The sequence below is a fragment of the Streptomyces sp. NPDC029041 genome (assembly GCF_040637515.1).
Classification (GTDB): Bacteria; Actinomycetota; Actinomycetes; order Streptomycetales; family Streptomycetaceae; genus Streptomyces.
Window position 1 is genome coordinate 27539 of sequence record NZ_JBEZWO010000008.1, and the last position, 24623, is coordinate 52161.

A 24623-nucleotide genomic window follows, 5' to 3' on the forward strand; every position below is an offset into this window, starting at 1 on the left:
CCGGGCAGTCAGCCGGCTATCCCTCGGGGCCTCCGAAGATGCCGCCGTTGCCGTTGCCTCTGCTGTTGCCGCCATCCAGGTTCGTGTCCGTTGGGGTGGGCTCGGGGGAGACCCCTCCGTCTGTGCCTCCATTGTCCGTGCCGCCGTTCTGCGCGCCACCGTCTTCCTCACACCCGAAGAACCCGCAGGTGTCGCTCGGTGACGGGGACGGAGACGAGCTCTCGGTCGGCGTGGGGCTCGGCGACTCGGTCACGGTCTCGCTGGGCTCCACGCTGGGCGTCGGAGTCGGCGTCGGAGCGCCCGCCTCGTCCTGGATCTTGCCGATCTCGTCAGCCTCCGGGAAGCCGAGGTCGGGCTCGCCCTTCAGCGCGGCCTTCATGTACTCGGTCCACACCAGCGTGGGGACGTCACCACCGTGGATGGACTTCTCACCCGCCGTGCCGTTCATGGAGAGCAGCCTGGCGCTCTTGGGGTCCTCACGGAACATCGCGACGGAGGTCGACAGCTGCTGGGTGTAGCCGACGAACCAGGCCGACTTGTTCTCGTCGGTGGTACCTGTCTTGCCGGCCGCCGTGCGGCCCAGGGAGAGCGCGTTCTTACCCGTACCGTTCTGGATGACGTTCTCCAGAACGTTCGTGACGTTGTGGGCCACCTGCTCGGACATCGCCCGCGTGATCCTTGGAGGTTTGAAGCCGTCCACCTCCTGACCGTTGAACTTGACGCTGGTCACCGAGTACGGGGCGGCCTGCTTGCCCGCTGCGGCGAAGGTCGCGTAGGCGTCGGCCATGCGGATCGCGCTGGGCGTCGACGTACCGAGCGCGAATGAGGCGTTGAGGTCGGCGAAGCTGCTGTTCAGGATGCCGGACTTCTCGGCCAGCTCGGCCACGTTCTTCATCCCCACGTCCATGCCGAGTTGCACGAACGGCGTGTTGACGGACTGCTCCATCGCCTTGCGCAAGGAGATGTAGCCCCAGGGGTAGTCGCTCTCGTTCTCCTGGAAGAACGGAGTGTTGTCCTTCTTCAGGACGTAGCTTCCGTCGTTGTTCTTGACCTTGAGGTGGTCGTTGCCGTTGTACTTGCTCAACGGCGAGAGCGGGCCGTTGCTCCGGTACGTGCCGTGCTCCATCGCGGCGGCCAGCACGAACGGCTTCCACGTCGAACCGACGGGGACACCCGCGGTGTCCGCATTGTTGTTGAAGTGGCCGTTCTCGTACCCCGCGCCACCGTAGAGCGCCACGATCGCGCCGTCGTTCGGCTTCACCGACGCCGCGCCGAACTGGACGTGCTTGTCCAGCTCACGGTTCTCCGGGTCGAGCTTCTCCTTCTCGACCTTCTTGACGGCCTTCGCCAATGCCTCGACGTTGGCCTTCTTGAAGGTCGTCTTGATCTGGTACCCGCCCAGGTCGAACTGCTTCTCGGAGATGTTCGAGTGGTTCAGGACGTACTTCTTGGCCGTTTCCGCCAGATACCCGATCTGGCCGGTCATGCCCTTGGAGGCCTTGCGGGGGTCGGGCATGGGGTACTTCTTGATCGCCTCCTGGTACTGCTCGTCCGTGATCCTCTTGTCGTTGTGCATCTGCTCGAGGATCCAGGCCCAACGCTCCCTGGACCGCTTCTCGTTCTTGTCCTTGCTCGCGTTCGTGTCGATGCTCTCGTTGCCCGCGGGGTCGTAGTACGTCGGGCCCTTGAGCAGGGCGGCGAGGAAGGCGCACTCACTCGGCTTGAGGTCCTTGGCCTCCTTGCCGTAGTAGGCCTGGGCGGCAGCCTGGATGCCGTACGCGCCACGGCCGTAGTACGAGGTGTTCAGGTATCCCTGGAGGATGTCGTCCTTGGAGAGCTTCGTGCCCACCTTGATCGAGATGAACATCTCCTTGAACTTACGGCTGACCGTCTGTTCCTGGCTCAGGTAGGTGTTCTTGACGAACTGCTGGGTGATCGTCGAACCACCCTGCGTGTCGCCGCCCCGCGCCATGTTCGCCAGGGCCCGGGCGATACCCATGGGGTCGACACCGGAGTCCTTGTAGAAGCTCTTGTTCTCGGCCGAGATCACCGCCCACCCCATCTCCTTGGGGATCCTCGCGAGCGGGACGTTCTGCCGGTTCTGACCGCTGCCAGCCGCGACCATCTGGGTACCGTCGGACCAGAGGTAGACGTTGTTCTGGGACCGCGCCGCAGCGTTCTCCTCGTTGGGGACGCCCACCATGGCGTAGCCGATGCCCGCCACGGCCACCAGGCTGCCGAAGAAGGCGATGCAGAGTCCGCTGACGAGCTTCCAGGACGGCATCCAGCGCTGCCAGCCGTACTTGCCGGCTCGCGGATAGTCGATCAGCCGCTTCTTGTCGGGGACGGCGGCCGCGCGTCCTCTGCCCCGTCCGGGCCCGTTCGGCCCACCGGGGGCGGCGCGCCGGCCGCCACGGACCGGCTCGGCCGCTCTGCGGCGGCTGCCACCCGTACTTCTCTGCGCCGCACGGCGGGCCTCGGCTCGGCCGCCGTACTGACGCTCCTCACCCCCCGAGTCGTACGACCCATAGGAGTCGGACGGAGACCCGGTGGCGCCTCGCGGTGCCGCGCGGCGGCCGGAGGCCGGGCCGGACTGACCGCGTCGGGCCGCGGCACGTCCGCCTCCCTGCGGCTGCGGCGGTTTGCGACGGTGCTCGCTCATCGAACGACTACTCCTCGGGCAGGCGCACCCCTGCGCGCCTGGAAACGGCGGCTTGTTTCCGGTCCCCCCGAAGTACGGATGCGGTCGGCTCCGCATTCATCGGTCCCGCATGCACCCGTACTACACCGAAGACGACGACGCTCTCAGGCGTCACTCGGTTCCCGGTGATGTGCATGGCGCACAGACTACGCACCGCCAAAACCTGTCGAGCCCCGAACTTCACCTCAAATCAGGCAACTCACGTCGGATCAATCGGTGATGTGATCCCGTTCACCCACCCCCCTCTTGTCGCATCCGGAAGGCCGTTCTATCGTCGTGATGTATCGACTCGATACATCAGCTCGACACATCGGCCCGACACATCGGACTGATACACGCGCACCGCGGCGAGAGGAGGCGACGATGAGCCGGCGTTCCGGGATCCTCGAGTTCGCCGTACTCGGCCTGCTCCGCGAATCTCCGATGCACGGCTATGAGCTGCGCAAACGGCTCAACACCTCGCTGGGGGTGTTCCGTGCGTTCAGCTACGGGACGCTCTACCCCTGCCTCAAGACGCTGGTCGCAAACGGCTGGTTGATCGAGGAAACGGGCAGCAGCGCCGCCGAGGACACCCTCGCCGCCCCCCTCACGGGGCGCCGCGCCAAGATCGTCTACCGACTGACGGCGGAGGGTAAGGAGCACTTCGAGCAGCTGCTCTCGCAGACCGGGCCGGACGCGTACGAGGACGAAACCTTCGCAGCCCGTTTCGCCTTCTTCGGGCAAACCTCACGCGATGTCCGTATGCGCGTGCTGGAGGGCCGCCGCAGCCGGCTGGAGGAGCGGCTGGAGAAGATGAGCGCTTCCCTGGCCCGGACCCGGGAGCGTCTCGACGACTACACGCTCGAGCTTCAGCGCCACGGGATGGAGTCCGTGGAGCGCGAGGTGCGCTGGCTGAACGAGCTCATCGAGAGCGAGCGGGCGGGGCGGGACCTCAAGGGTCCGGCCACCGGAGAGCCCGCTTCGCGTGACACCACATCTGGAGCGTCGGGCGTCCTGCCCCGGCCGGGGGAAGACCCCCGTCCGGATGCGCCCGGCGACACCGCCACGTGAGAGCCCACTCAGGGCCTCACTCGTACACACAGGGAGCAACCGGAATGGGTTCGGTTCGCGTAGCCATCGTCGGTGTGGGCAACTGCGCCGCATCGCTGGTGCAGGGAGTCGAGTACTACAAGGACGCCGACCCGGCGTCCAAGGTGCCGGGCCTGATGCACGTCCAGTTCGGCGACTACCACGTACGCGACGTCGAGTTCGTCGCCGCCTTCGACGTGGACGCCAAGAAGGTCGGTCTCGACCTGGCGGACGCCATCGGCGCCTCCGAGAACAACACCATCAAGATCTGCGACGTGCCCAGCACGGGCGTCACGGTGCAGCGCGGCCACACCCTCGACGGCCTCGGCAAGTACTACCGCGAGACCATCGAGGAGTCCGCCGAGGAGCCGGTCGACGTCGTCCAGGTCCTCAAGGACCAGCAGGTCGACGTCCTCGTGTGCTACCTGCCCGTCGGCTCCGAGGACGCGGCGAAGTTCTACGCGCAGTGCGCCATCGACGCCAAGGTCGCCTTCGTCAACGCGCTTCCGGTCTTCATCGCCGGCACCAAGGAGTGGGCGGACAAGTTCACCGAGGCGGGCGTCCCGATCGTCGGCGACGACATCAAGTCCCAGGTGGGTGCCACCATCACGCACCGTGTGATGGCGAAGCTGTTCGAGGACCGGGGCGTCGTCCTGGACCGCACGATGCAGCTGAACGTCGGCGGCAACATGGACTTCAAGAACATGCTCGAGCGCGACCGCCTCGAGTCGAAGAAAATCTCCAAGACGCAGGCCGTCACCTCCCAGATCCGCGACCGTGAACTGGGCGAGGGCAATGTCCACATCGGTCCGTCCGACTACGTCGCCTGGCTGGACGACCGCAAGTGGGCCTACGTCCGCCTCGAGGGCCGTGCCTTCGGTGACGTCCCGCTGAACCTGGAGTACAAGCTCGAGGTCTGGGACTCCCCGAACTCCGCCGGCGTCATCATCGACGCCCTGCGCGCCGCGAAGATCGCCAAGGACCGCGGCATCGGCGGTCCGATCCTCTCCGCGTCGAGCTACTTCATGAAGTCCCCGCCCGTGCAGTACTTCGACGACGAGGCCCGTGAGAACGTCGAGAAGTTCATCAAGGGTGAGGTCGAGCGCTGACGCGCGCAACAGTCGCTCCTGCCAGGGCTGTGAGGGTCCCCGGGTCGCACGACCCGGGGACCCTCCCCATATGTGAGGCTGGACTCCATGGCCGTCGTCCGTGACCTGCGCGTCCTGTTGCGCTTCCAGGGTTTCCGGCGCCTGCTCGCCGTGCGTCTGCTGTCCCAGGGCGCCGACGGCGTCTACCAGGTCGCGCTCGCCGCGTATGTGGTCTTCTCCCCGGAGAAGCAGACCTCGGCGGCCGCGGTCGCCTCCGCGATGGCCGTGCTACTGCTTCCGTACTCCCTCGTCGGCCCTTTCGCCGGTGTCCTGCTGGATCGCTGGCGGCGCCGTCAGGTCCTGCTGTACGGGAGTCTGTTGCGCGCTGCGCTGGCCTGCGCCACGGCCGTGCTGATCCTCAGTCCGGCTCCGGACTGGCTCTTCTACGTCTCGGCTCTGTGCGTCACCGCCGTCAACCGCTTCGTCCTGTCAGGGCTGTCCGCCGCCCTGCCGCGTGTCGTCGACGCCGATCGCCTGGTCATCGCCAATTCCCTCTCCCCGACCGCCGGAACGCTGGCGGCGACCGCCGGCGGCGGACTCGCCTTCGTCGTACGCCTGGCGGTGGCGGACTCGGACGCCGCGGTGGTGCTCGTGGGAGCCGGGCTCTATCTGTGCGCCGCTCTGGCGTCGCTGAGCATGGCGCGGGAACTCCTCGGACCTGACCGGCCCTTGCCGCGCGAGCAGATCGGGACGGCTCTGACGGGCACCGCCCGCGAACTGGTGGCCGGCGTACGCCACCTGGCCGCTCCACAGCGCCGGGAGGCCGCCTGGGCACTCGCGGCGATGTCCTTGATGCGGTTCTGCTACGGCGCTCTGCTGGTCATGCTGCTGATGTTGTGCCGGTACGCCCTCACCTCGACCACGGACGACGGACTTGCCTTGCTGGGGCTGGCGTTGGGTGTCTCCGGGGCAGGGTTCTTCGCGGCGGCGGTGGTGACGCCCTGGACCGCGGGACGACTCGGGCCGGGCCGCTGGATCGTCGTGTGTGCGGGGGCCGCGGCGCTGCTGGAGCCCGCCCTCGGGTTGCCGTTCGCCACGGCCCCGCTGCTGGCCGCCGCCTTCGTTCTGGGGCTGACCACTCAGGGCGCGAAGATCGCCACCGACACCATCGTCCAGTCCTCGGTGGAGGACGGGTTCCGTGGCCGGATCTTCTCGGTCTACGACGTCCTCTTCAACGTCTTCTTCGTCGGCGCGGCCGCCGTCGCGGCCCTGATGCTGCCGCCGGACGGCCGATCCGTGCCCCTGGTGATCGCGATCGCCGTTATCTACGCGGCGGTAGCTGGGAGTATGGCCCGGTTTGGACGTCAGTAAGTGTCACATCAATGACACAGAGCCACTTCCGGCTACTGCGTTGTCAGTGGAGAGCGCTACTTTACGTGGGTCTTATCTCGCGACATGTTCGCGTCACTCATCATGTTCTAGGGGGACCCCCAAGTGACTACTCCGCCGCCCCAGGGCAATCCGTTCGCGCAGGGCCAGCCCGGGGCTGCACCCCCGGCTCCGTTCCCGCCCCAGGGCGGTTACCCGCAGCAGCCCGGCCAGCCCGGCTTCCCGCCCCAGGGCGCGGCTCCGGTTCCTCCGCCGGCCCCTGCCCGGCGCTTCAGCAAGAAGCTGCTGCGCGTCGTCGGGATCATCGTCGTCGCCATCATCATCGGCGTGGTCAAGTGGCAGATAGGCAAGACCGACGCGGAGACCACATCGGTGGGCAGCTGCATGCACAACAAGGGCTCGCAGTCGCAGCCGGACCTGTCGACGGTCGATTGCTCATCCAGTGATGCCCAGTACGAAGTCATCGAGAAGTTCGACAACACCAGCAACGGCAGCAAGTGCGGAACCGTCAAGGAAGCGGAGATCGCGTACTACCAGTCGGGCGACAACCACGATGTCGTCCTCTGCCTGAAGTCGGTCAAGTAGGACCACAGGCGCAGGGGCGGTGTTTCACGTGAAACACCGCCCCTGCGCCTACCTCGAGTACGGCTGTGGGGTCATGTTTCACGTGAAACATGACCCCGTTCTGCTACCTCAGCTTTCCTGGCCGGCCCACCACTCCTTGAGCGCGGCCACCGCGGCGTCAGGCTCCATCGGCCCGTGCTCCAAGCGCAGCTCCAGCATGTGCTGGTACGCGCGGCCGATGACCGGCCCGGGCCCCACGCCGAGGATCTCCATGATCTGGTTGCCGTCGAGGTCCGGACGGATCGAGTCCAGCTCCTCCTGCTCCTGCAGCTTGGCGATCCGCTCCTCCAGCCCGTCGTAGGCGCGGGACAGGGCCGCAGCCTTGCGCTTGTTGCGGGTCGTGCAGTCCGAGCGGGTCAGCTTGTGCAGCCGGTCGAGGAGCGGGCCGGCATCACGGACGTAGCGCCGGACCGCCGAGTCCGTCCATTCGCCGGTGCCGTAGCCGTGGAAGCGCAGGTGGAGTTCGACCAGACGTGAGACGTCCTTCACCAGCTCGTTGGAGTACTTCAGAGCCGTCATGCGCTTCTTGGTCATCTTCGCCCCCACCACCTCATGGTGGTGGAACGAGACCCGGCCGTCCTTCTCGAAGCGGCGCGTGCGCGGCTTGCCGATGTCGTGCAACAGTGCGGCCAGCCGAAGGGTGAGGTCGGGACCGTCCTCCTCCAGTGCCATCGCCTGCTCCAGGACGATCAGCGAGTGGTCGTACACGTCCTTGTGACGGTGGTGCTCGTCACGCTCCAGACGCAGGGCCGGCAGCTCGGGCACGACACGTTCGGCCAGGCCCGTCTCGACGAGAAGTGTCAGGCCCTTACGCGGCTGCTGCGAGAGGATCAGCTTGTTCAGCTCGTCCCGCACCCGCTCGGCGGAGACGATCTCGATGCGCCCGGCCATCTCCGTCATCGCCATGACGACCTCGGGGGCGACCTCGAAGTCGAGCTGAGCCGCGAAGCGTGCGGCCCTCATCATCCGCAGCGGGTCGTCCGAGAACGACTCCTCCGGGGTCCCCGGAGTGCGCAGCACCCGCGCCGCGAGATCGTCGAGTCCACCGTGCGGATCGACGAACTCCTTCTCCGGCAGCGCCACCGCCATCGCGTTCACGGTGAAGTCGCGGCGGACGAGATCCTCCTCGATGGAGTCCCCGTACGACACCTCGGGCTTGCGTGAAGTGCGGTCGTAGGCCTCGGAGCGGTAGGTGGTCACCTCGATCTGGTAGCCGCCCTTGTGCGCACCGACCGTGCCGAAGGCGATTCCGACCTCCCACACTGCGTCCGCCCAGGGGCGGACGATCTTGAGGACGTCCTCCGGGCGCGCGTCCGTCGTGAAATCCAGGTCGTTGCCGAGCCGGCCCAGCAGCGCGTCCCGTACCGACCCGCCGACCAGGGCAAGCGAGAACCCGGCCTCCTGGAAGCGGCGGGCGAGGTCGTCGGCGACAGGGGCGACCCGCAGCAGTTCACTCACCGCGCGGTGCTGCACCTGGCTCAGGGCACTGGACGTTTCTTCGTTGGCGTTCGGCACAACAGAAGAGGGTACGTGGCCCGGGCCACCGCGAGCTCCTCCTATACAGCGTGCGCGAGCATGGGAACCCATCCGCTTCACACGCACAAGTAGAACTTTTGGCCTGTAATGAAGCGTCCTCCCCCATAGAGCTCCATACAGGACCGTGTGCTGCTCGTTCGCGATCTTGTGGAGCGGACCGCGGCACTTCCCCTCAGCGGGCATCGTTACCATGCGTGGACGCACATTCCGACGACCACTGACGACGACGAGGGACGGACGAGCGCGTGGCCGAGGCGGCAGACTTCCAGAGGGCCAGTGCCTCACCTGCCCGCCGCTGGCTGCGGCGCACAGGGGCACTGCTCGCAGGCGCGCCGCTGCTGGCCGGACTCCTCCAGTTGCCCGCCGCGACGGCGGCGGAAGCGGCCGGACAGGAGTTCTCGCAGGCTGCCGCCGGCACCGGCTCGGTGTCGGTCGCGATCAATTCGCTCAGCCCCAGTGCTCCCTCCGAGGGGGACACGGTGACCGTGTCGGGCACGGTCACCAACAACGGCAAGCAGACGGTGACCGGCGCCCACGTAGACCTGCAGGTGGGCCCTCCGCTCGGCACTCGTTCGGCGATCGACACCCTGGCCAAGAAGAGCAACGCCCTCCAAGGGCCCTCCGGCGAAAAGGTCGGCGGCAAGTACACCGAGAAGTTCGCGGCGCTCACCCCCGGCGTCGCGGAGCCCTTCAGCATCTCGGTACCGGCCGACAAGCTGGATCTCGGCCGGGACGGCGTCTACCAGCTGGCCGTCGCGCTCTCCGGGGAGACCACGGCACAGCCCTGGGACCAGGTTCTGGGCGTCCAGCGCACGTTCCTGCCGTGGCAGCCGGAGGAGGCAGGCACCAAGACGAAGACCACGTTCCTGTGGCCTCTCATCTCCGGCGCCCATATGACAGCCGAGACGGGGTCGAACGAACAGCAGACGCCGGTCTTCCGTGATGACGGGCTGGCCAGGGAGATCGCCCCGGGCGGCCGCCTCGACCAGATGGTGACGCTCGGCAAGGGCCTCGACGTCACCTGGGTGATCGACCCGGACCTGCTGGCGTCCGTCGACGCGATGACGGGGAGCTACGAGGTCCGCGGTGCGGACGGCACCACCGCCCCCGGCAAGAACCAGGAACTCGCGAAGCACTGGCTGGCCGAGCTCCAGCAGGCGGTGACGGGAGAAGAGATCGCCGCTCTGCCGTCCGGTGACCCGGACCTGGCCTCCCTCGCCCACAACGGCACGAGCGTCACCGGCTCGCTGAACCACCTCAAGGAGGCCACCGACGTCGCCGACGACACGGTGAACACGATCCTCCACGTGAAACCGTCCACGGACTTCGCGTGGCCGGTGGACGGCGCCGTCGACCCCTCGATCGTGAAGGTCGCCACATCCGCCGGCGCCGACAAGGTGATCACCCGCAGCGACAGCCTCCAGGACAACCTGTCGTACACGCCGTCCGCTGCCCGGCCCATCGGTGGCGGCACCACGGCCGTCGTCGCGGACTCCCGGATGTCCACGGCGTTCCAGGGTGACCTGACCAAGGCCTCCGCCTCCACGCTCGCCGTGCAGCGTTTCCTGGCCCAGAGCCTGACGCTCGGCCTGCAGACCGGCAAGCAGCGCAGCGTGGTCGTCGCCCCGCAGCGCATGCCGTCCGTGAGCCAGGCCCAGGCCATGGCCCAGGCGATGGGGGCCCTCCAGGTCGGGAACTGGTCCGAGTCACAGGACCTCACGGCCGCCGCCAAGGCCAAGCCCGATCCGTCCGCCAACACGAAGGTGCCGTCGGCCTCCGTGTACCCCTCCGCGTTGCGCAAGCAGGAGCTGCCACGAGCCGCCTTCGAACAGATCGCCAGGACGCAGGGCAAGCTCGACAAGTTCCAGGTGATCCTCACTCGCCAGGCCCGGGTGGTGACCCCGTTCGGGCGGGCCATGAACCGCGAGATGTCCACGTCGTGGCGCGGCCGGGGCGTAGAGGCGGTGGGGTACCGCGACGGAATCGAGTCGTACCTCAACGGACTCATCGACGGGGTCAAGCTCATCCAGAAGTCGGAGACCAAGCTCTCCGGCCGCAGCGCCACGATCCCCGTGACCGTGCAGAACAACCTGGTCCAGGGCGTCGAGAACCTGAAGCTGCGGCTCACGTCGACGAACCCCACCCGCCTCAAGATCAACGGCCGCGCCTACGAGGAGCAGCCCGTCACCGTCAACGGCGGCCACGCGCAGTCGGTGAAGTTCACCACGTCGGCCAACGCCAACGGCCAGGCGGAGGTCGTCGCCCAGCTCTACACGGAGGACGGCCAGAGGTACGGCGCCCCGATGACCTTCGACGTCCGGGTCACCGAAGTCACGCCCACGGTGATGCTGGTCATCGGCGGTGGTGTCCTGCTCCTGGTCCTCGCGGGCTTCCGCATGTACACCCAGCGCAAGCGCGCCGCCGCCCGTGAGGCCGCCGAGGACGAAACCGCCGAAGGCGAGACCACGCAGGCGGACGACGAGGCCGGCGAGCCGCAGGACCGGGCCGCCGCTTCGCGGAACCCGGAGGCATCCGGCACACGTCTCGAGGAGGAGTCCGGCGCCGGCGCGCGGCCGGACGCCCCCCAGCAGCCGAGTGACCCGGCCCCGGACACCGCAGCGGGAAGCGCCGACCCGTCCGGCACGGGTGAGAGAGTGGACCGTTGAGAAATCGTGGCCGGTCGGCCCGGGACGATGAGGTGGGGTAACCATGAACGCGCCGTACGACGGTGACCGCGGCCGTGCCGCGGGCAGCCCGGGCTACCCCGATACGGGCGGGCCCGAGGGCTCACCGCCCGAGCACGGCCAGGTGCCGCAGCCGCCCGCGGACATCTACCTCCAGGACGCCTACGGCCAGGACCCCTACCGCGCGCAGGATCCGGTCGACGAGGCGTTCTACGACCGTGCCGCGCACGAGCCGCCCGCCCCCGGTACGTACCAGCCGCAGCAGCAGCTGTACGGGCCGCCCGCGCAGTCGCCGTACGCGCCCGATCCGCAGGTGTGGGCGCAGACGCCCGCCCCGGAGCCGGACGGCCCTACGCGGCATCTGCCGTACGGCGACGACCCCCGCACCACCCAGTTCGTGGGCGTGGACGACCTCGTCTCCCAGGCGGGCCAGCCTCGCCAGGAACCGGACGCGTTCGCGCATCTCTTCCGTGACCAGCAGCACAGCAGCGGTCACCCGTCCTACGAGTCGCCGTCCGTACCCGGCCCTTCCGCGGCCCCGGGGCAGACGGCACAGGGCCCCTACGCACCGCAGGGCCCGTACCCGGCCGCTGACCAGACCATGGCCGTACCGCCCCTCGTGGACGAGGCACAGGATCCTGAGCCCGACGCCGCGCCCGCTCCGAAGAAGAGCGGCCGCGCGGCGGGACTGATGAAGTCCAGCGCCGTGATGGCCGCCGGCACGATGGTCTCCCGCCTCACGGGCTTCATCCGTTCCGCGCTGATCGTGTCGGCACTGGGCGTCGGCCTCCTCGGTGACACCTTCCAGGTCGCCTACCAGCTGCCCACGATGATCTACATCCTCACCGTCGGCGGTGGTCTCAACTCCGTCTTCGTGCCGCAACTCGTGCGGGCCATGAAGGAGGACGACGACGGCGGCGAAGCGTACGCCAACCGTCTGCTCACCCTGGTCATCGTGACGCTCGGCGCGCTCACGGCGCTCGCGGTCGTCGGCGCGCCGTTCCTGATCCGCGTGCTGTCCGACCCGGTCGCCAGCGACCCGGCGGCGAACCGGGTCGCCGTCACCTTCGCCCAGTACTTCCTGCCCACGATCTTCTTCATGGGCATCCACGTGGTCATGGGCCAGATCCTCAACGCCCGCGGCAAATTCGGCGCGATGATGTGGACCCCGGTCCTGAACAACATCGTCATCATCGTGACGCTGGGCATGTTCATCTACGTCTACGGCACCGCGGCCGACTCCGGGATGAAGGCAGCGAACATCCCGCCGGAGGGCCAGCGCCTGCTCGGCATCGGCGTCCTCCTCGGCCTCGTGGTCCAGGCGCTCGCGATGATCCCCTACCTGAGGGAGACCGGCTTCCGGCTGCGGCTGCGCTTCGACTGGAAGGGCCAGGGCCTCGGCAAGGCCGTCACGCTCGCCAAGTGGACGGTGCTGTTCGTCCTCGCGAACCAGGCCGGCGCCATGATCGTCATCCAGCTGTCCACCGCGGCGGGCAAGGCCTCGCCCGTGGACGGCACCGGCTTCTCCGCCTACGCCAACGCACAGCTCATCTGGGGCCTGCCGCAGGCCATCATCACGGTCTCCCTCATGGCCGCCCTGCTGCCGCGCCTGTCGCGTTCCGCGGCGGAGGGCGACGGGGGAGCCGTCCGCGACGACATCTCCCAGGGCCTGCGCACCACGGCGGTCGCGATCGTGCCGATCGCGTTCGGCTTCCTCTCCCTCGGCATCCCCATGTGCACGCTGATGTTCGGCTCCTCGGGCACCAGCGAAGCCACCAACATGGGCTTCATGCTGATGGCGTTCGGCCTCGGACTGATCCCGTACTCCGTGCAGTACGTGGTCCTGCGTGCCTTCTACGCCTACGAGGACACCCGAACTCCCTTCTACAACACGGTCATCGTGGCCGCGGTCAACGCCGGCGCCTCGGCGATCTGCTTCTTCGTCATCCCCTCCCGCTGGGCCGTGGTCGGCATGGCCGCCTCGTACGGCCTGGCCTACGCGATCGGCGTCGGCGTCGCCTGGCAACGGCTGCGCAAGCGCCTCGGGGGGGACCTCGACGGCGCCCGGGTCCTGCGGACTTACGCCCGGCTGTGCATCGCGTCGGTCCCGGCCGCCCTGCTCAGCGGCGCGGCCTGCTACGGCATCGGCCACACACTCGGCCAGGGCCCGGTCGGCTCTCTCGTCGCGGTCCTGGCAGGCGGCGCCGTGCTCCTCGGGATCTTCTTCGTCGCCGCCCGCCGCATGCGCATCGAGGAGCTCAACTCCCTGGTCGGCATGGTGCGCGGGCGCCTGGGACGCTGAGTCGGGGGGTAGGCGCACAACCATCGTCAGCCACCGCGTGTCGTGCTTAGCGGCGGACTGTGGGCACAATTGGTTTCGGCGTCGCACGGCGGACATGGGACGCCGGCCGGCGCGTAATGGATGGGGAGGCAGGAACGACGGTGGCGGAACGGAGTACGGCTGCCGTCGACGTGGCAGACAACAGCGACGAGGCGTCGCTGACCGCACAGGCGGACCAGTCCACGGCCGACGGGGTGGCCAAGAACCGGGAGCGGGACACGGACAGCGACGAGGTACAGGAGAGCACCAGGACCGACGGTGCCGGAACGACCTCGCCTCCCGAACTGCACAGTGGCCACAAGCTCGCCAGACGCTACCGCCTCGAGGAGTGCATCACCCGGCTGGACGGTTTCAGCAGTTGGCGTGCCGTGGACGAGAAACTCCGCCGTGCCGTCGGGGTGCACATCCTGCCCGCCGACCACGCGCGGGCCCGGTCCGTCCTGGCGGCCGCCCGCTCCTCCGCCCTGCTGGGTGACCCGCGTTTCGTCCAGGTGCTGGACGCGGTGGAGGAGAACGACGTCGTCTATGTCGTCCACGAGTGGCTTCCCGACGCGACGGAGCTGACCACACTCCTCGCCTCCGGCCCCCTGGAGCCCTACGACGCCTACCAGATGGTCAGTCAGGTCTCCTCCGCCATGGCGGCCGCCCACCGCGAGGGCCTCGCCCATCTGCGGCTGAATCCCAACGCCGTCCTGCGCGCCTCGACCGGCCAGTGGCGCATCCGCGGCCTCGCCGTGAACGCCGCCCTGCGCGGCGTCTCGTCCGACACCCCGCAGCGCACGGACACCGAGGCGATCGGCGCCCTGCTGTACGCGGCGCTCACGCAGCGCTGGCCGTACGAGAGTGACGCCTACGGCCTGTCGGGCCTGCCCAAGGACATCGGTCTGATCGCACCCGACCAGGTGCGGGCCGGCGTGCACCGCGGCCTGTCCGAGCTCTCCATGCGCGCGCTCGTCAACGACGGCGCGACCGCTTCCCGGCACGAGTCGCCGTGCACCACGCCGGAGGAGCTGGTGAAGGCGATCGGCGAGATGCCCCGCATCCGCCCGCCGGAGCCGGCGTTCACCGCCCCGCCCGAGTACCAGCGCACGACGTACCAGCAGGGCACGTACGGCCGCCCGGCACCGCACATGGGCGCCGCACAGCCGGTGCCGACCCCGCCGCCCCCGCTGCAGAGCCGCACGGGCAAGGCACTGAAGTGGACCGTCTCCGCGCTCCTGATCGCCGCACTGGGCCTCGGCAGCTGGCAGCTGGCAGACGCGCTGATGGAGCAGGGCGGCAAGAACGACGAGCCGACCAAGACGCAGGACCACGAGGGCGGCGAGAAGAACAAGAACGCAGCGCCGTCGAGGCCGATCCCGATCAAGGACGCCGAGGAGTACGTCGCCAAGGGGGCTGCCCAGCACCCCGCCGATGTGGGGAAGACCTATGACGGCAACACCTCGACGGCTTGGCGGACCAGCAGCTACCTGGACGGTCCGCAGATGGTGATAAAGCCGGGTGTCGGCATCGTCTACGACCTCGGATCCGAGCAGAAGGTCTCAGCCGCGACCCTGTCGCTGCGGTACGGCAATGACCACACCACGGCCGAGCTGTACGCGACGGATTCCCTGGGGTCGTCGACGCCGCTGAGCTCCATGCGGAAGCTCGGCACGGCGACGACGAGCGGCACATCCCTCAAAGTGAGCGTCGACAAGCCTGTGAAGAGCCGGTACGTCCTGGTCTGGCTCACCGCGCTGCCATACTCCGGCGACGACCCGGCCAACTACAGCAACAAGGGGTACAAGCAGGCCATCACCGAAGTGAAGTTCACGGGCTGAGAGCCGAACGAGGGAGGGGGTCCGATGGCAGACCGCACCGAGCACAGCGGTGCCAGTGATCAGGATCTCCTCGCACGGCACGTCGAAGGCGACCCCGACGCCTTCGGTGAGATCGTGCGGCGGCATCGTGACCGGCTGTGGGCCGTCGCCCTGCGGACGCTCGGTGACCGCGAGGAGGCCGCTGACGCCGTGCAGGACGCCCTCGTGTCCGCCTATCGGGCCGCCCACACCTTCCGGGGCCAGTCGGCCGTCACGACGTGGCTGCACAGGATCACGGTGAACGCCTGCCTGGACCGTGCCCGTAAAACGGCCTCCCGGAAGACCTCCCCCGTGGACGACACCGAGCGCCTGGAGCAGCTGCTGGAGCCGCACGAGTCGGCTTCGGCCCCTGCCGAGCGCAACGATCTTCACCGCCAGCTCATCGAAGCCCTGGGGACTCTGCCGGCCGACCAGCGTGCCGCGCTCGTCCTGGTGGACATGCAGGGCTACCCGGTCGCGGAGGCGGCCCGGATTCTCGAAGTGCCCACCGGCACGGTGAAGAGCAGATGCGCGCGCGGACGGGCCAGACTTCTGCCGCTGCTCACCCACCTGCGGCCGGACAGCGGCGGCGGGAGCAAGAACCCGGGCGGAGAACGGAACCGGACGCAGGGGACAGCCGTCCCACCCGCAGCGGGGCCGCACCAGACGGAAGCCCCTAATACAGGACCGACCGACTCAGCTGCTGTGAAGGGCGGAGGTGGACGAGCGTGACGTCGACGACAGACATGGCCGGGCACCCGGACGTCGCGGAGATCTCCGACCTCGCCGAGGGGCTCCTCCCACCGGCCCGGACCACCGATCTGCGCGGGCACCTCGGCGCATGCGAACTCTGCGCGGACGTGTACGCCTCCCTGGAGGAGATCCGCGGGCTGCTCGGCACGCTGCCGGGCCCGCCGCGGATGCCCGCCGATGTCGCGGGCCGCATCGATGCCGCTCTCGCCGCCGAGGCTCTGCTGAACGCCAACGGTACGGAGTCCGAGGAAAGCCCTGAGCCGGTGCGTACGCCCCGTCCCGGCGCTGCCGATGCCCCCTCCGGTGACCACAGCGGTGCGCATGTTTCACGTGAAACATCAACACCCGCCGACCGGCCTGTCGGCCGCCCGCGCTCCTCCACCACCGGTCCGGGACGCAAGGGCCGCACACGCATGGGACGCCGCAGGGTCGCCGTCCTGGGGACCGTCTTCACGGTGGCCGCGCTGGGACTGGGCTCGGTCCTGCTGTCGTCCCTCGGCGACAACAACCCGCCTCATGAGGGCGGACGACAGACCACCGCCGCGGACACCTTCTCCGAAGGAAAGCTGCAGAAGCAGGTCACCGAACTCCTGGCCCAGGACAAGGCCAAGGGTGGCGGCTCCCGCACCCCCTACGGCGCGGCGACGGCCCCCGGCTCCAACCAGTACAAGGTCTTCGAAGCACCCGTGGTGCCCGGCTGCGTCCGCGACGGCATCGGACGCGATGATCCGGCACTGGCTACAGAGAACGGCATCTATCAAGGGAAGAAGGCCATGCTCGTGCTGCTTCCCGACGCTTCCGACGCCACTCGGGTCACCGCCTACATCGTCGACGCGACGTGTGTCGAGCACGCGGCAGCCACCGCGGCCGGCGAGGTCCTTCTGAAGCGCACCTACCCCTCCGCCTGAGCGAGCGCTCGTCCACACCCCCGGGGTCACCGCTTGGTGCCGCATCTCCGTGTGCCCGGACACAGTGGGAATGCGCGCCCCTTAGGATCCGTTGGGTGGGGTGAGAGGTCCTAGAGACACTCCCACCGGTCGAACGACGCAGTCCAGAGACGAGGAATCAAGCCGTGAGCGACGTCCGTAACGTGATCATCATCGGCTCCGGGCCCGCCGGCTACACGGCGGCGCTCTACACCGCGCGCGCGTCGCTGAAGCCCCTGGTGTTCGAGGGCGCCGTCACCGCTGGTGGTGCGCTCATGAACACCACCGACGTCGAGAACTTTCCGGGCTTCCAGGACGGCATCATGGGCCCCGAGCTCATGGACAACATGCGCGCCCAGTCAGAGCGCTTCGGAGCCGAACTCGTCCCGGACGACATCGTGGCCGTCGACCTGAGCGGTGAGATCAAGACCGTCACGGACACGGCAGGCACCGTGCACCGGGCGAAGGCCGTCATCGTCGCCACCGGCTCGCAGCACCGCAAGCTCGGCCTGCCGAACGAGGACGCCCTCTCCGGCCGTGGCGTGTCCTGGTGCGCCACCTGTGACGGGTTCTTCTTCAAGGACCAGGACATCGCCGTGATCGGTGGCGGCGACACCGCGATGGAGGAGGCGACCTTCCTCTCGCGGTTCGCCAAGTCCGTGACCATCGTCCACCGTCGTGACACCCTGCGCGCCTCCAAGGCCATGCAGGAGCGCGCCTTCGCCGACCCGAAGATCTCCTTCGTCTGGGACAGCGAGGTCGCCGAGATTCAGGGCGACCCGAAGCTCTCAGGTCTGAAGCTTCGCAACCTCAAGACCGGTGAGCTCTCGGACCTGCCGGTCACCGGACTGTTCATCGCCATCGGCCACGACCCGCGCACCGAACTCTTCAAGGGTCAGCTCGACCTGGATGAAGAGGGGTACCTGAAGGTGCAGGCGCCGTCGACGCGCACGAACCTGACCGGGGTCTTCGCCGCCGGCGACGTGGTCGACCACACCTACCGTCAGGCGATCACCGCAGCCGGGACCGGCTGCTCCGCGGCTCTCGACGCCGAGCGCTACCTCGCCGCCCTGGCGGACGAGGAGCAGCCGGAGCCCGAGAAGACCTCTGTCTGACCTCTCCCTACCCGCCCCACGCACCAACCAGTTAAGGAGCCCGCCGTGGCCGGCACCCTGAAGAATGTGACCGACGACTCCTTCGAGCAGGACGTCCTCAAGAGCGACAAGCCTGTTCTGGTGGACTTCTGGGCCGCCTGGTGCGGTCCGTGCCGCCAGATCGCCCCGTCCCTTGAGGCGATCGCCTCCGAGTACGGTGACAAGATCGAGATCGTCAAGCTGAACATCGACGAGAACCCGGGTACGGCCGCCAAGTACGGCGTCATGTCCATCCCGACCCTGAACGTCTACCAGGGTGGCGAGGTCGCCAAGACCATCGTCGGCGCGAAGCCGAAGGCCGCGATCGTTCGCGACCTCGAGGAGTTCATCGCCGAGTGAATCGGCTGGGCCGTCGCACCGACGGCGCATGTTTCACGTGAAACACGAATGGGCCAGCCCGGATGGGCTGGCCCATTTGTTTGACTGCACTGCAGCGACTACAGCGGTCGCAGCGCCGGCTCTTTCTGCACCGCTCCCAGGAGCCGGTCCAGTGCCATCTCGACGTCTTCCTTCCAGGAGAGCGTGGATCTCAGTTCCAGCCTCAGCCGGGGGTGAGTGGGGTGCTGGCGAACCGTCTTGAAGCCCACAGCCAGAAGATGGTCGGCGGGTAGGAGGCAGGCAGGCTCTTTCCAGCGCGCATCTCCGAAGGCCTCGATCGCCTTGAAGCCGCGCCGCAGAAGATCCTTGGCGACCGTCTGCACCATGACGCGCCCGAGTCCCTGCCCCTGGTAACCGGGAACGATGAACGCGGTCATCAACTGCACCGCGTCAGGCGAGACAGGACTCGTGGGAAACGCCGTGGAGCGGGGAACGTAGGCGGGCGGGGCGTAGTGCACGAAGCCCACGGGAACGTCGTCGACATACACGACGCGCCCGCAGGAGCCCCAGTCCAGCAGGACCGCCGAGATCCAGGCTTCCTTCTCCGCAGCAGACGTGCCCGCCTCTACCGCGGCCTCACCGCTGACGGGGTCGAGTTCCCAGAAGACACACGATCGACAACGCTTGGGAAGGTCCTGGAGGTTGTCCAGCGTGAGCGGTACGAGCCGGCGGCCCATGAAGGCTGATCCTCGCTTCCTTCGCCCGCCGCCGCGTCGCGGGCGGCTGTCAGAGCACTCCGTTCCCTGAGGAGACTGCCGATGAACCCACCGACTGCCCCCAGTCCCAAACCGGCGCTCACCAATCCGGTGCGCCTCATGGTTCGCATGGCCCCTGCCTCCCTCTCAGAGGTGCTGCCAAGTGGTTGCGCCGTACCCAACGCATCGTATCCACGACGAGATTCCATCGATACCGCCAGAAAGGAACAGAGCAGGCCACGTTCCGGCACACACCGGACATGGCCCGCTCCGTCTCCCGCACCGCGGAGGCTCCTTGCCGGAGGCTCAGGACTCGTTCTCCTCGGAGTCACCCTCGAGGAGACTCTTCTGCAGGACCGGTCCTTCACCAGGAGCGAGTGAGCCGAGGATCCGCTCAAGGTCCTCCATCGAGGCGAACTCGACGGTGATCTTGCCCTTCTTCTGGCCCAGGTCGACCTTCACTCGTGTCTCGAAGCGGTCGGACAGCCGCGTGGCGAGGTCGGACAGTGCGGGAGAGACCCGCGCACCGGCACGAGGGCCCTTGGGCTTCTGAGCCTTCTGGGGTCGTGACCCCATCAGGGTCACGATCTCCTCGACGGCACGCACGGAGAGACCCTCGGCCACAATGCGGTGTGCGAGCCGGTCCTGCTCCTCCGAGTCCTCGACGGAGAGCAGGGCCCGCGCGTGGCCGGCGGAGAGCACCCCGGCGGCGACCCTGCGCTGCACGGCCGGGGAGAGCTTCAGCAGTCGCAGGGTGTTGGAAACCTGAGGACGGGATCGGCCGATGCGGTCCGCCAGCTGGTCATGCGTGCAGTTGAAGTCCCTCAGCAACTGGTCGTAGGCCGCCGCCTCTTCCAGAGGGTTCAGCTGGGCGCGGTGCAGGTTCTCCAGCAGGGCGTCCAGGAGGAGCTTCTCGTCCTCCGTGGCGCGCACGATGGCCGGGATCGCCTCCAGCCCCGCTTCACGACAGGCCCGCCAGCGACGTTCGCCCATGATGAGCTCGTAGCGGCCAGGACCCACCTGCCGCACGACGACCGGCTGGAGGAGCCCCACTTCCTTGATGGAAGTGATGAGCTCGGACAGCGCGTCCTCGTCGAAGACGTCACGTGGCTGGCGCGGGTTCGGCGAGATGGAGTCGAGCGGGATCTCGGCGAAGTGCGCACCAATGGGTGCCGCAGGCGCGGCAGGAGCAGTCGACAGCGGCGGCTCCTCCGTTTCACGTGAAACAGACGGCAGCGTCGCCACCTTCGCCGCGGCCACCCCACGGTCGTTCGGCAGCGCAGGCACTGCCGCGGGGGACGTGGACACAACGTTTCCCGACGCCGCCTGGGCCACCGACTTCTCCGTCGGTGCGGCAGGGATCAGTGCGCCGAGACCACGGCCCAGCCCCCTCCGTCGCTCGCTCACTGAATGCCCTCCACCATGCTCGGGTCGTTCTGCTGTGCGCCGATATGCGCGTGCGTCGCGTCATAGCTGATGCCGACGCCCTTCAGCGCGATCTCTCGTGCCGCCTCAAGATAGGAGAGGGCACCACTCGATCCAGGATCGTAGGTCAACACCGTCTGCCCATAACTCGGTGCCTCCGAGATACGGACGGAGCGGGGGATGCTCGTCCGCAGTACCTCGTCACCGAAGTGGGTGCGCACCTCATCCGCGACCTGGGAGGCGAGGCGCGTCCGGCCGTCGTACATGGTGAGCAGGATGGTCGACACATGCAGGGCGGGGTTGAGATGCCCCCGCACCAGGTCGACGTTGCGCAGCAGCTGCCCAAGGCCTTCCAGTGCGTAGTACTCGCACTGGATGGGGATCAGGACCTCCTGGCCCGCCACGAGGGCATTGACCGTCAGAAGACCGAGCGAAGGCGGGCAGTCGATGAGGATGTAGTCCAGCGGCTGTTCGTACGCCTGGATCGCGCGCTGCAGCCTGCTCTCCCGTGCCACCAGGGACACCAGCTCGATCTCCGCACCGGCGAGATCGATTGTGGCGGGGGCGCAGAAGAGTCCCTCGACATCCGGGACCGGCTGGACAACCTCGGAGAGCGGCTTGCTGTCGACCAACACGTCGTAGATGGAAGGGACTTCGGCGTGATGATCGATGCCCAGAGCGGTTGAGGCGTTGCCCTGCGGGTCGAGATCGACCACCAGGACCCGGCCACCGTGCAGCGCCAGCGATGCGGCGAGGTTGACGGTCGTCGTCGTCTTCCCCACACCGCCCTTCTGATTGGCGACCACGATGATGCGCGTCTGCTCGGGCCGTGGCAGGCCCTCGCCGGCACGCCCCAGAGCCTCCACCGCCAGTTGGGCAGCACGACCGATGGGAGTGTCGTCCATCGGAGGCGGTGTTTCACGTGAAACATCCGCCCCCATCGACTCGGTACGGGGACCGGGGACCGGATCGGTCATCGGTCCCGCGATGTTGGCGTCGGACCGCAAGGATTCACTCTCCTCGACTTCAGGCTCGCAATGAACAGAGCCTCCCATGTCTTCGGGGTCGCGAACCAGTGAGGCCTGGCGTTCTGTGGAGAAATCCACCTCTGTGGATACCTCAGGTCCCTCATCGAGTGAACCAAGAGGCTTTCGGTCGCGGGGTTCGGCCGCAGCGCGGCCACGACTGATGATGCCGTGCAGCAGTGAGCGACGTTTCACGTGAAACACGATGCACAGCAGTCGTGGCCGGACTGTCGCGACACTCCGGCATGCATGGGTTTGGCAGCTTGTGTGGAGTACGTCTCTTCCTCAGGACGGATCAGCGTCGCAAGGACGGATCAGCCGCGCAGGGACGGATCCGCTCAGCGCCGACGCCGGGTCCGCCCCGTGCGAGCCGCCTTCGCGCGCTTCGCAGCGAAGCGCACACCGCCGGGGCTCTCCCCGACCTCGACCCGTACGACGGTGGAGGTCGGATCGACCACGCCCTCACCCACATGCAGGATGGACGTCCCCACCGCACCCAGCTTGCTCAGCGCCACCGAAGCGCTCTTCAGCTCCTCCTCGGCGGTGTCGCCCTTGAGTGCGAGCATCTCCCCGTACGGTCGCAACAGCGGAATGCCCCAGGTGGCGAGCCGGTCGAGCGGCGCGACGGCTCGGGCCGTCACGACGTGGACGGGCTGAATCTTCCCCATGACCTCTTCGGCCCGGCCGCGCATGACCGTCACATGGTCCAGGCCGAGCAGCTCCACGACTTCGGTGAGGAAGTTGGTGCGCCGGAGCAGCGGCTCCAGGAGCGTGATCTTCAGGTCGGTGCGGACCAGCGCCAGCGGAATGCCGGGGAGCCCGGCGCCGGAGCCGACATCGCACACGGTCACGCCATCGGGCACGACCTCCGAGAGCACCGCGCAGTTCAGCAGGTGCCGCTCCCACAGCCGGGGCACCTCTCGCGGGCCGATGAGACCGCGCTGCACGCCCGCCTCTGCGAGCAGCTCGGCGTACCGCACCGCATCCGCGAAGCGATCACCGAACACCTCGCGCGCCTGCTCGGGCGCGGGGGGAAGCTCCGCTGCCTCCGTCACGGGGGACCGTCCTTCCGTACCGCATCAGCGCACCCGGCGCCGACACCAGAACCACCAGAACTATCAGGCTGACAAAGTTCGGCCCCGCCTGCGCAACAGACGGGGCCGGAGAACGTAGAGGCCGGTCAGGCGGGCAGCACGACGACGAAGCGCTGCGGCTCCTCGCCCTCGGACTCGCTGCGCAGGCCCGCTGCCTTGACCGCGTCGTGCACGACCTTGCGCTCGAAGGGCGTCATCGGCTTCAGCTTGACGGCCTCACCACTGCTCTTGGCCTCCGCGGCGGCCTTGGCGCCCAGCTCGGACAGCTCGGAACGCTTCTGTGCCCGGTACCCCGCGATGTCGAGCATCAGGCGGCTGCGGTCACCGGTTTCCCGGTGCACAGCCAGACGGGTGAGCTCCTGGAGCGCTTCCAGCACCTCGCCGTCACGGCCGACCAGCTTCTGCAGGTCGCGGCCGCCCGTGTCACTGATGATCGAGACGGAGGCGCGGTCGGCCTCGACGTCCATGTCGATGTCGCCGTCGAGGTCGGCGATGTCGAGCAGACCCTCCAGGTAGTCCGCCGCGATCTCGCCTTCCTGCTCCAGGCGAGTCAGGGTGTCTGCACCCTCGGCAGCGGCGGAGGTGGTGCCTTCCGTCACGGGATGGACTCCTTCTTACTTCTTGGACGGGGACTTGGGCCGCTGCGGACCCTTGCGCTGTCCGGACTGGGCCTTGCTGCGGGTACCGCCGGCGGGCTTCGCGCCGCCCTTCTTGGCAGCGGCGGCGGGCTTGGCACCCTCGGGCTCGTCGGACTTGGTGAGCGATGTCTTCGGCTCGTTCTCACCGGCCGCCTTCGGGCCGACCGCGCCGCCGTGCTGCCGCTGCGACTTGCTCTGCCGCTTCGGCTGCTGACGCTTGGGGGTGCCGACGGCGGTGGTCGGCGTGCCGTCCTCGGCCTGGGCTGCGGCCGCGGTGTCGCTCTTGATCACGGTGCCGTCGGCCTGGGCGGCGAGGCCGGCCTTGCTGAGTCCGTTGATGAACTTGCGCTCGAACTCGTTGCGGTCGCGGCCCTTGGCGACGATCGCCTTCACGATGGCACGGTCGCGGCGCCGACCGACCTTCTCGTGCTGCGTGACGTGCTTGCTCAGGCGGTCGAGGTACGAGGCCTGGGCCTTGGAACCCGGGGTCGGGTTGTTGTGGATGACGTACATCTGCTGGCCCATGGTCCACACGTTGGTGGTCAGCCAGTAGACGAGGACACCGACCGGGAAGTTGATGCCGAAGACAGCGAACATGACCGGGAAGACATACATCAGCATCTTCTGCTGCTGCATGAACGGGGTCTTCACCGTGGTGTCGACGTTCTTCGTCATCAGCTGGCGCTGGGTGAAGAACTGCGACGCCGACATCAGGACGATCATGACCGCGGTGACGATACGGACGGTGGTCAGCGAAGCGTCGAGGGCGGCGACGTCAGCGGTGCTGTCGGTGAACTTCGCGGCCAGCGGGGCCCCGAAGATGTGCGCCTGCTGCGCGCTCTTCAGCAGGCTGTCGTTGATGACACCGATGGTGTCGTTGTTCGCGATGCTGTTGAGCACGTGGTACAGGGCGAAGAAGAACGGGGACTGCGCCAGGATGGGAAGGCACGAGGAGAGCGGGTTGGTGCCCGTCTCCTTGTACAGCTTCATCATCTCTTCGGACTGGCGCTGCTTGTCGTTCTTGTAGCGCTCCTGGATCTTCTTCATCTCGGGCTGCAGCGTCTGCATGGCCCGGGTCGCCTTGATCTGCTTCACGAAGAGCGGGATCAGGCAGATGCGGATCAGGATCACCAGCGACACGATCGACAGGCCCCAGGCCCAGCCGGTGTCAGGGCCGAAGAGGGCGCCGTACACCGAGTGGAACTGGACGATGACCCAGGAGACGGGTGTGGTGATAAAGCTGAAGAGGCTGGCAATCGTGTCCAC

19 protein-coding genes are annotated in these 24623 nt (G+C 68.0%); 11 read left to right on the forward strand and 8 right to left on the reverse strand.

The window, feature by feature from the left end:
* Positions 1–16: 16 nt before the first annotated feature.
* Positions 17–2662: a transglycosylase domain-containing protein gene (locus tag AB0F04_RS21405; RefSeq protein WP_362043558.1), complete on the reverse strand. Its 2646-nt coding sequence runs from the start codon at positions 2660–2662 to the stop codon at positions 17–19.
* 402 nt (positions 2663–3064) lie between these two features.
* Here AB0F04_RS21405 and AB0F04_RS21410 point away from each other — a divergent pair, with 402 nt between their 5' ends.
* The 4 genes from AB0F04_RS21410 (at position 3065) to AB0F04_RS21425 (ending at position 6831) form a co-directional block, all read left to right on the forward strand.
* Complete coding sequence (locus tag AB0F04_RS21410; protein ID WP_362043559.1) at positions 3065–3751, forward strand: PadR family transcriptional regulator; 687 nt, start codon at positions 3065–3067, stop codon at positions 3749–3751.
* Positions 3752–3795: 44 nt separating this feature from the next.
* Positions 3796–4878, forward strand: a complete 1083-nt coding sequence (locus tag AB0F04_RS21415; RefSeq protein ID WP_362043560.1) for an inositol-3-phosphate synthase — start codon at positions 3796–3798, stop codon at positions 4876–4878.
* Positions 4879–4965: 87 nt separating this feature from the next.
* Complete coding sequence (locus AB0F04_RS21420; protein WP_362043561.1) at positions 4966–6228, forward strand: MFS transporter; 1263 nt, start codon at positions 4966–4968, stop codon at positions 6226–6228.
* A gap of 123 nt (positions 6229–6351) precedes the next feature.
* A complete protein-coding gene (locus AB0F04_RS21425) occupies positions 6352–6831 on the forward strand; it encodes a hypothetical protein (protein WP_362043562.1) in 480 nt (159 codons plus the stop codon).
* A gap of 108 nt (positions 6832–6939) precedes the next feature.
* Here AB0F04_RS21425 and AB0F04_RS21430 read toward each other — a convergent pair whose 3' ends face one another.
* Positions 6940–8385 carry a CCA tRNA nucleotidyltransferase gene (locus tag AB0F04_RS21430; protein WP_362043563.1) on the reverse strand — a complete coding sequence of 482 codons (1446 nt, stop codon included), beginning with the start codon at positions 8383–8385 and terminating at the stop codon, positions 6940–6942.
* Between the two features lie 266 nt (positions 8386–8651).
* On the opposite strand from AB0F04_RS21430, the gene AB0F04_RS21435 reads away from it, so the two are divergent.
* The 7 genes from AB0F04_RS21435 to trxA all read left to right on the forward strand — a co-directional run bounded on the left by AB0F04_RS21435 (position 8652) and on the right by trxA (position 18441).
* Entirely contained in the window at positions 8652–11072 is a 2421-nt protein-coding gene (locus AB0F04_RS21435; RefSeq protein WP_362043564.1) for a DUF6049 family protein, read from the forward strand.
* A 43-nt stretch (positions 11073–11115) separates the two neighbouring features.
* The gene (gene murJ, locus AB0F04_RS21440; protein ID WP_362043565.1) at positions 11116–13392 is read left to right on the forward strand and encodes a murein biosynthesis integral membrane protein MurJ; all 2277 of its coding nucleotides are present in this window, start codon (positions 11116–11118) and stop codon (positions 13390–13392) included.
* Positions 13393–13532: 140 nt separating this feature from the next.
* Positions 13533–15251 carry a protein kinase family protein gene (locus tag AB0F04_RS21445; protein WP_362043566.1) on the forward strand — a complete coding sequence of 573 codons (1719 nt, stop codon included), beginning with the start codon at positions 13533–13535 and terminating at the stop codon, positions 15249–15251.
* 24 nt (positions 15252–15275) lie between these two features.
* Positions 15276–16001, forward strand: coding sequence for an RNA polymerase sigma factor SigM (gene sigM, locus AB0F04_RS21450; protein ID WP_362043567.1), 726 nt, complete (start codon positions 15276–15278; stop codon positions 15999–16001).
* Positions 15998–16930 carry a hypothetical protein gene (locus AB0F04_RS21455; protein ID WP_362043568.1) on the forward strand — a complete coding sequence of 311 codons (933 nt, stop codon included), beginning with the start codon at positions 15998–16000 and terminating at the stop codon, positions 16928–16930. The genes sigM and AB0F04_RS21455 overlap by 4 nt, the downstream gene beginning before the upstream one ends.
* Before the next feature lie 164 nt (positions 16931–17094).
* Positions 17095–18063: a thioredoxin-disulfide reductase gene (gene trxB, locus AB0F04_RS21460; RefSeq protein WP_362043569.1), complete on the forward strand. Its 969-nt coding sequence runs from the start codon at positions 17095–17097 to the stop codon at positions 18061–18063.
* Positions 18064–18108: 45 nt separating this feature from the next.
* A complete protein-coding gene (trxA, locus tag AB0F04_RS21465; protein ID WP_030847066.1) occupies positions 18109–18441 on the forward strand; it encodes a thioredoxin in 333 nt (110 codons plus the stop codon).
* Between the two features lie 98 nt (positions 18442–18539).
* On the opposite strand, the gene AB0F04_RS21470 is transcribed toward trxA, so the two are convergent.
* The 6 genes from AB0F04_RS21470 to yidC all read right to left on the reverse strand — a co-directional run bounded on the left by AB0F04_RS21470 (position 18540) and on the right by yidC (position 24623).
* Complete coding sequence (locus tag AB0F04_RS21470) at positions 18540–19157, reverse strand: GNAT family N-acetyltransferase (RefSeq protein ID WP_362043570.1); 618 nt, start codon at positions 19155–19157, stop codon at positions 18540–18542.
* A gap of 324 nt (positions 19158–19481) precedes the next feature.
* Positions 19482–20582: a ParB/RepB/Spo0J family partition protein gene (locus AB0F04_RS21475; RefSeq protein WP_362043571.1), complete on the reverse strand. Its 1101-nt coding sequence runs from the start codon at positions 20580–20582 to the stop codon at positions 19482–19484.
* Positions 20579–21655, reverse strand: a complete 1077-nt coding sequence (locus AB0F04_RS21480; protein ID WP_078955964.1) for a ParA family protein — start codon at positions 21653–21655, stop codon at positions 20579–20581. Before AB0F04_RS21480 ends, AB0F04_RS21475 begins: the two co-directional genes overlap by 4 nt.
* Before the next feature lie 308 nt (positions 21656–21963).
* A complete protein-coding gene (gene rsmG, locus AB0F04_RS21485) occupies positions 21964–22680 on the reverse strand; it encodes a 16S rRNA (guanine(527)-N(7))-methyltransferase RsmG (RefSeq protein WP_362043572.1) in 717 nt (238 codons plus the stop codon).
* Positions 22681–22805: 125 nt separating this feature from the next.
* Positions 22806–23318, reverse strand: coding sequence for a R3H domain-containing nucleic acid-binding protein (locus AB0F04_RS21490; protein WP_053670147.1), 513 nt, complete (start codon positions 23316–23318; stop codon positions 22806–22808).
* Positions 23319–23333: 15 nt separating this feature from the next.
* Positions 23334–24623 carry a membrane protein insertase YidC gene (gene yidC, locus AB0F04_RS21495; protein WP_362043573.1) on the reverse strand — a complete coding sequence of 430 codons (1290 nt, stop codon included), beginning with the start codon at positions 24621–24623 and terminating at the stop codon, positions 23334–23336.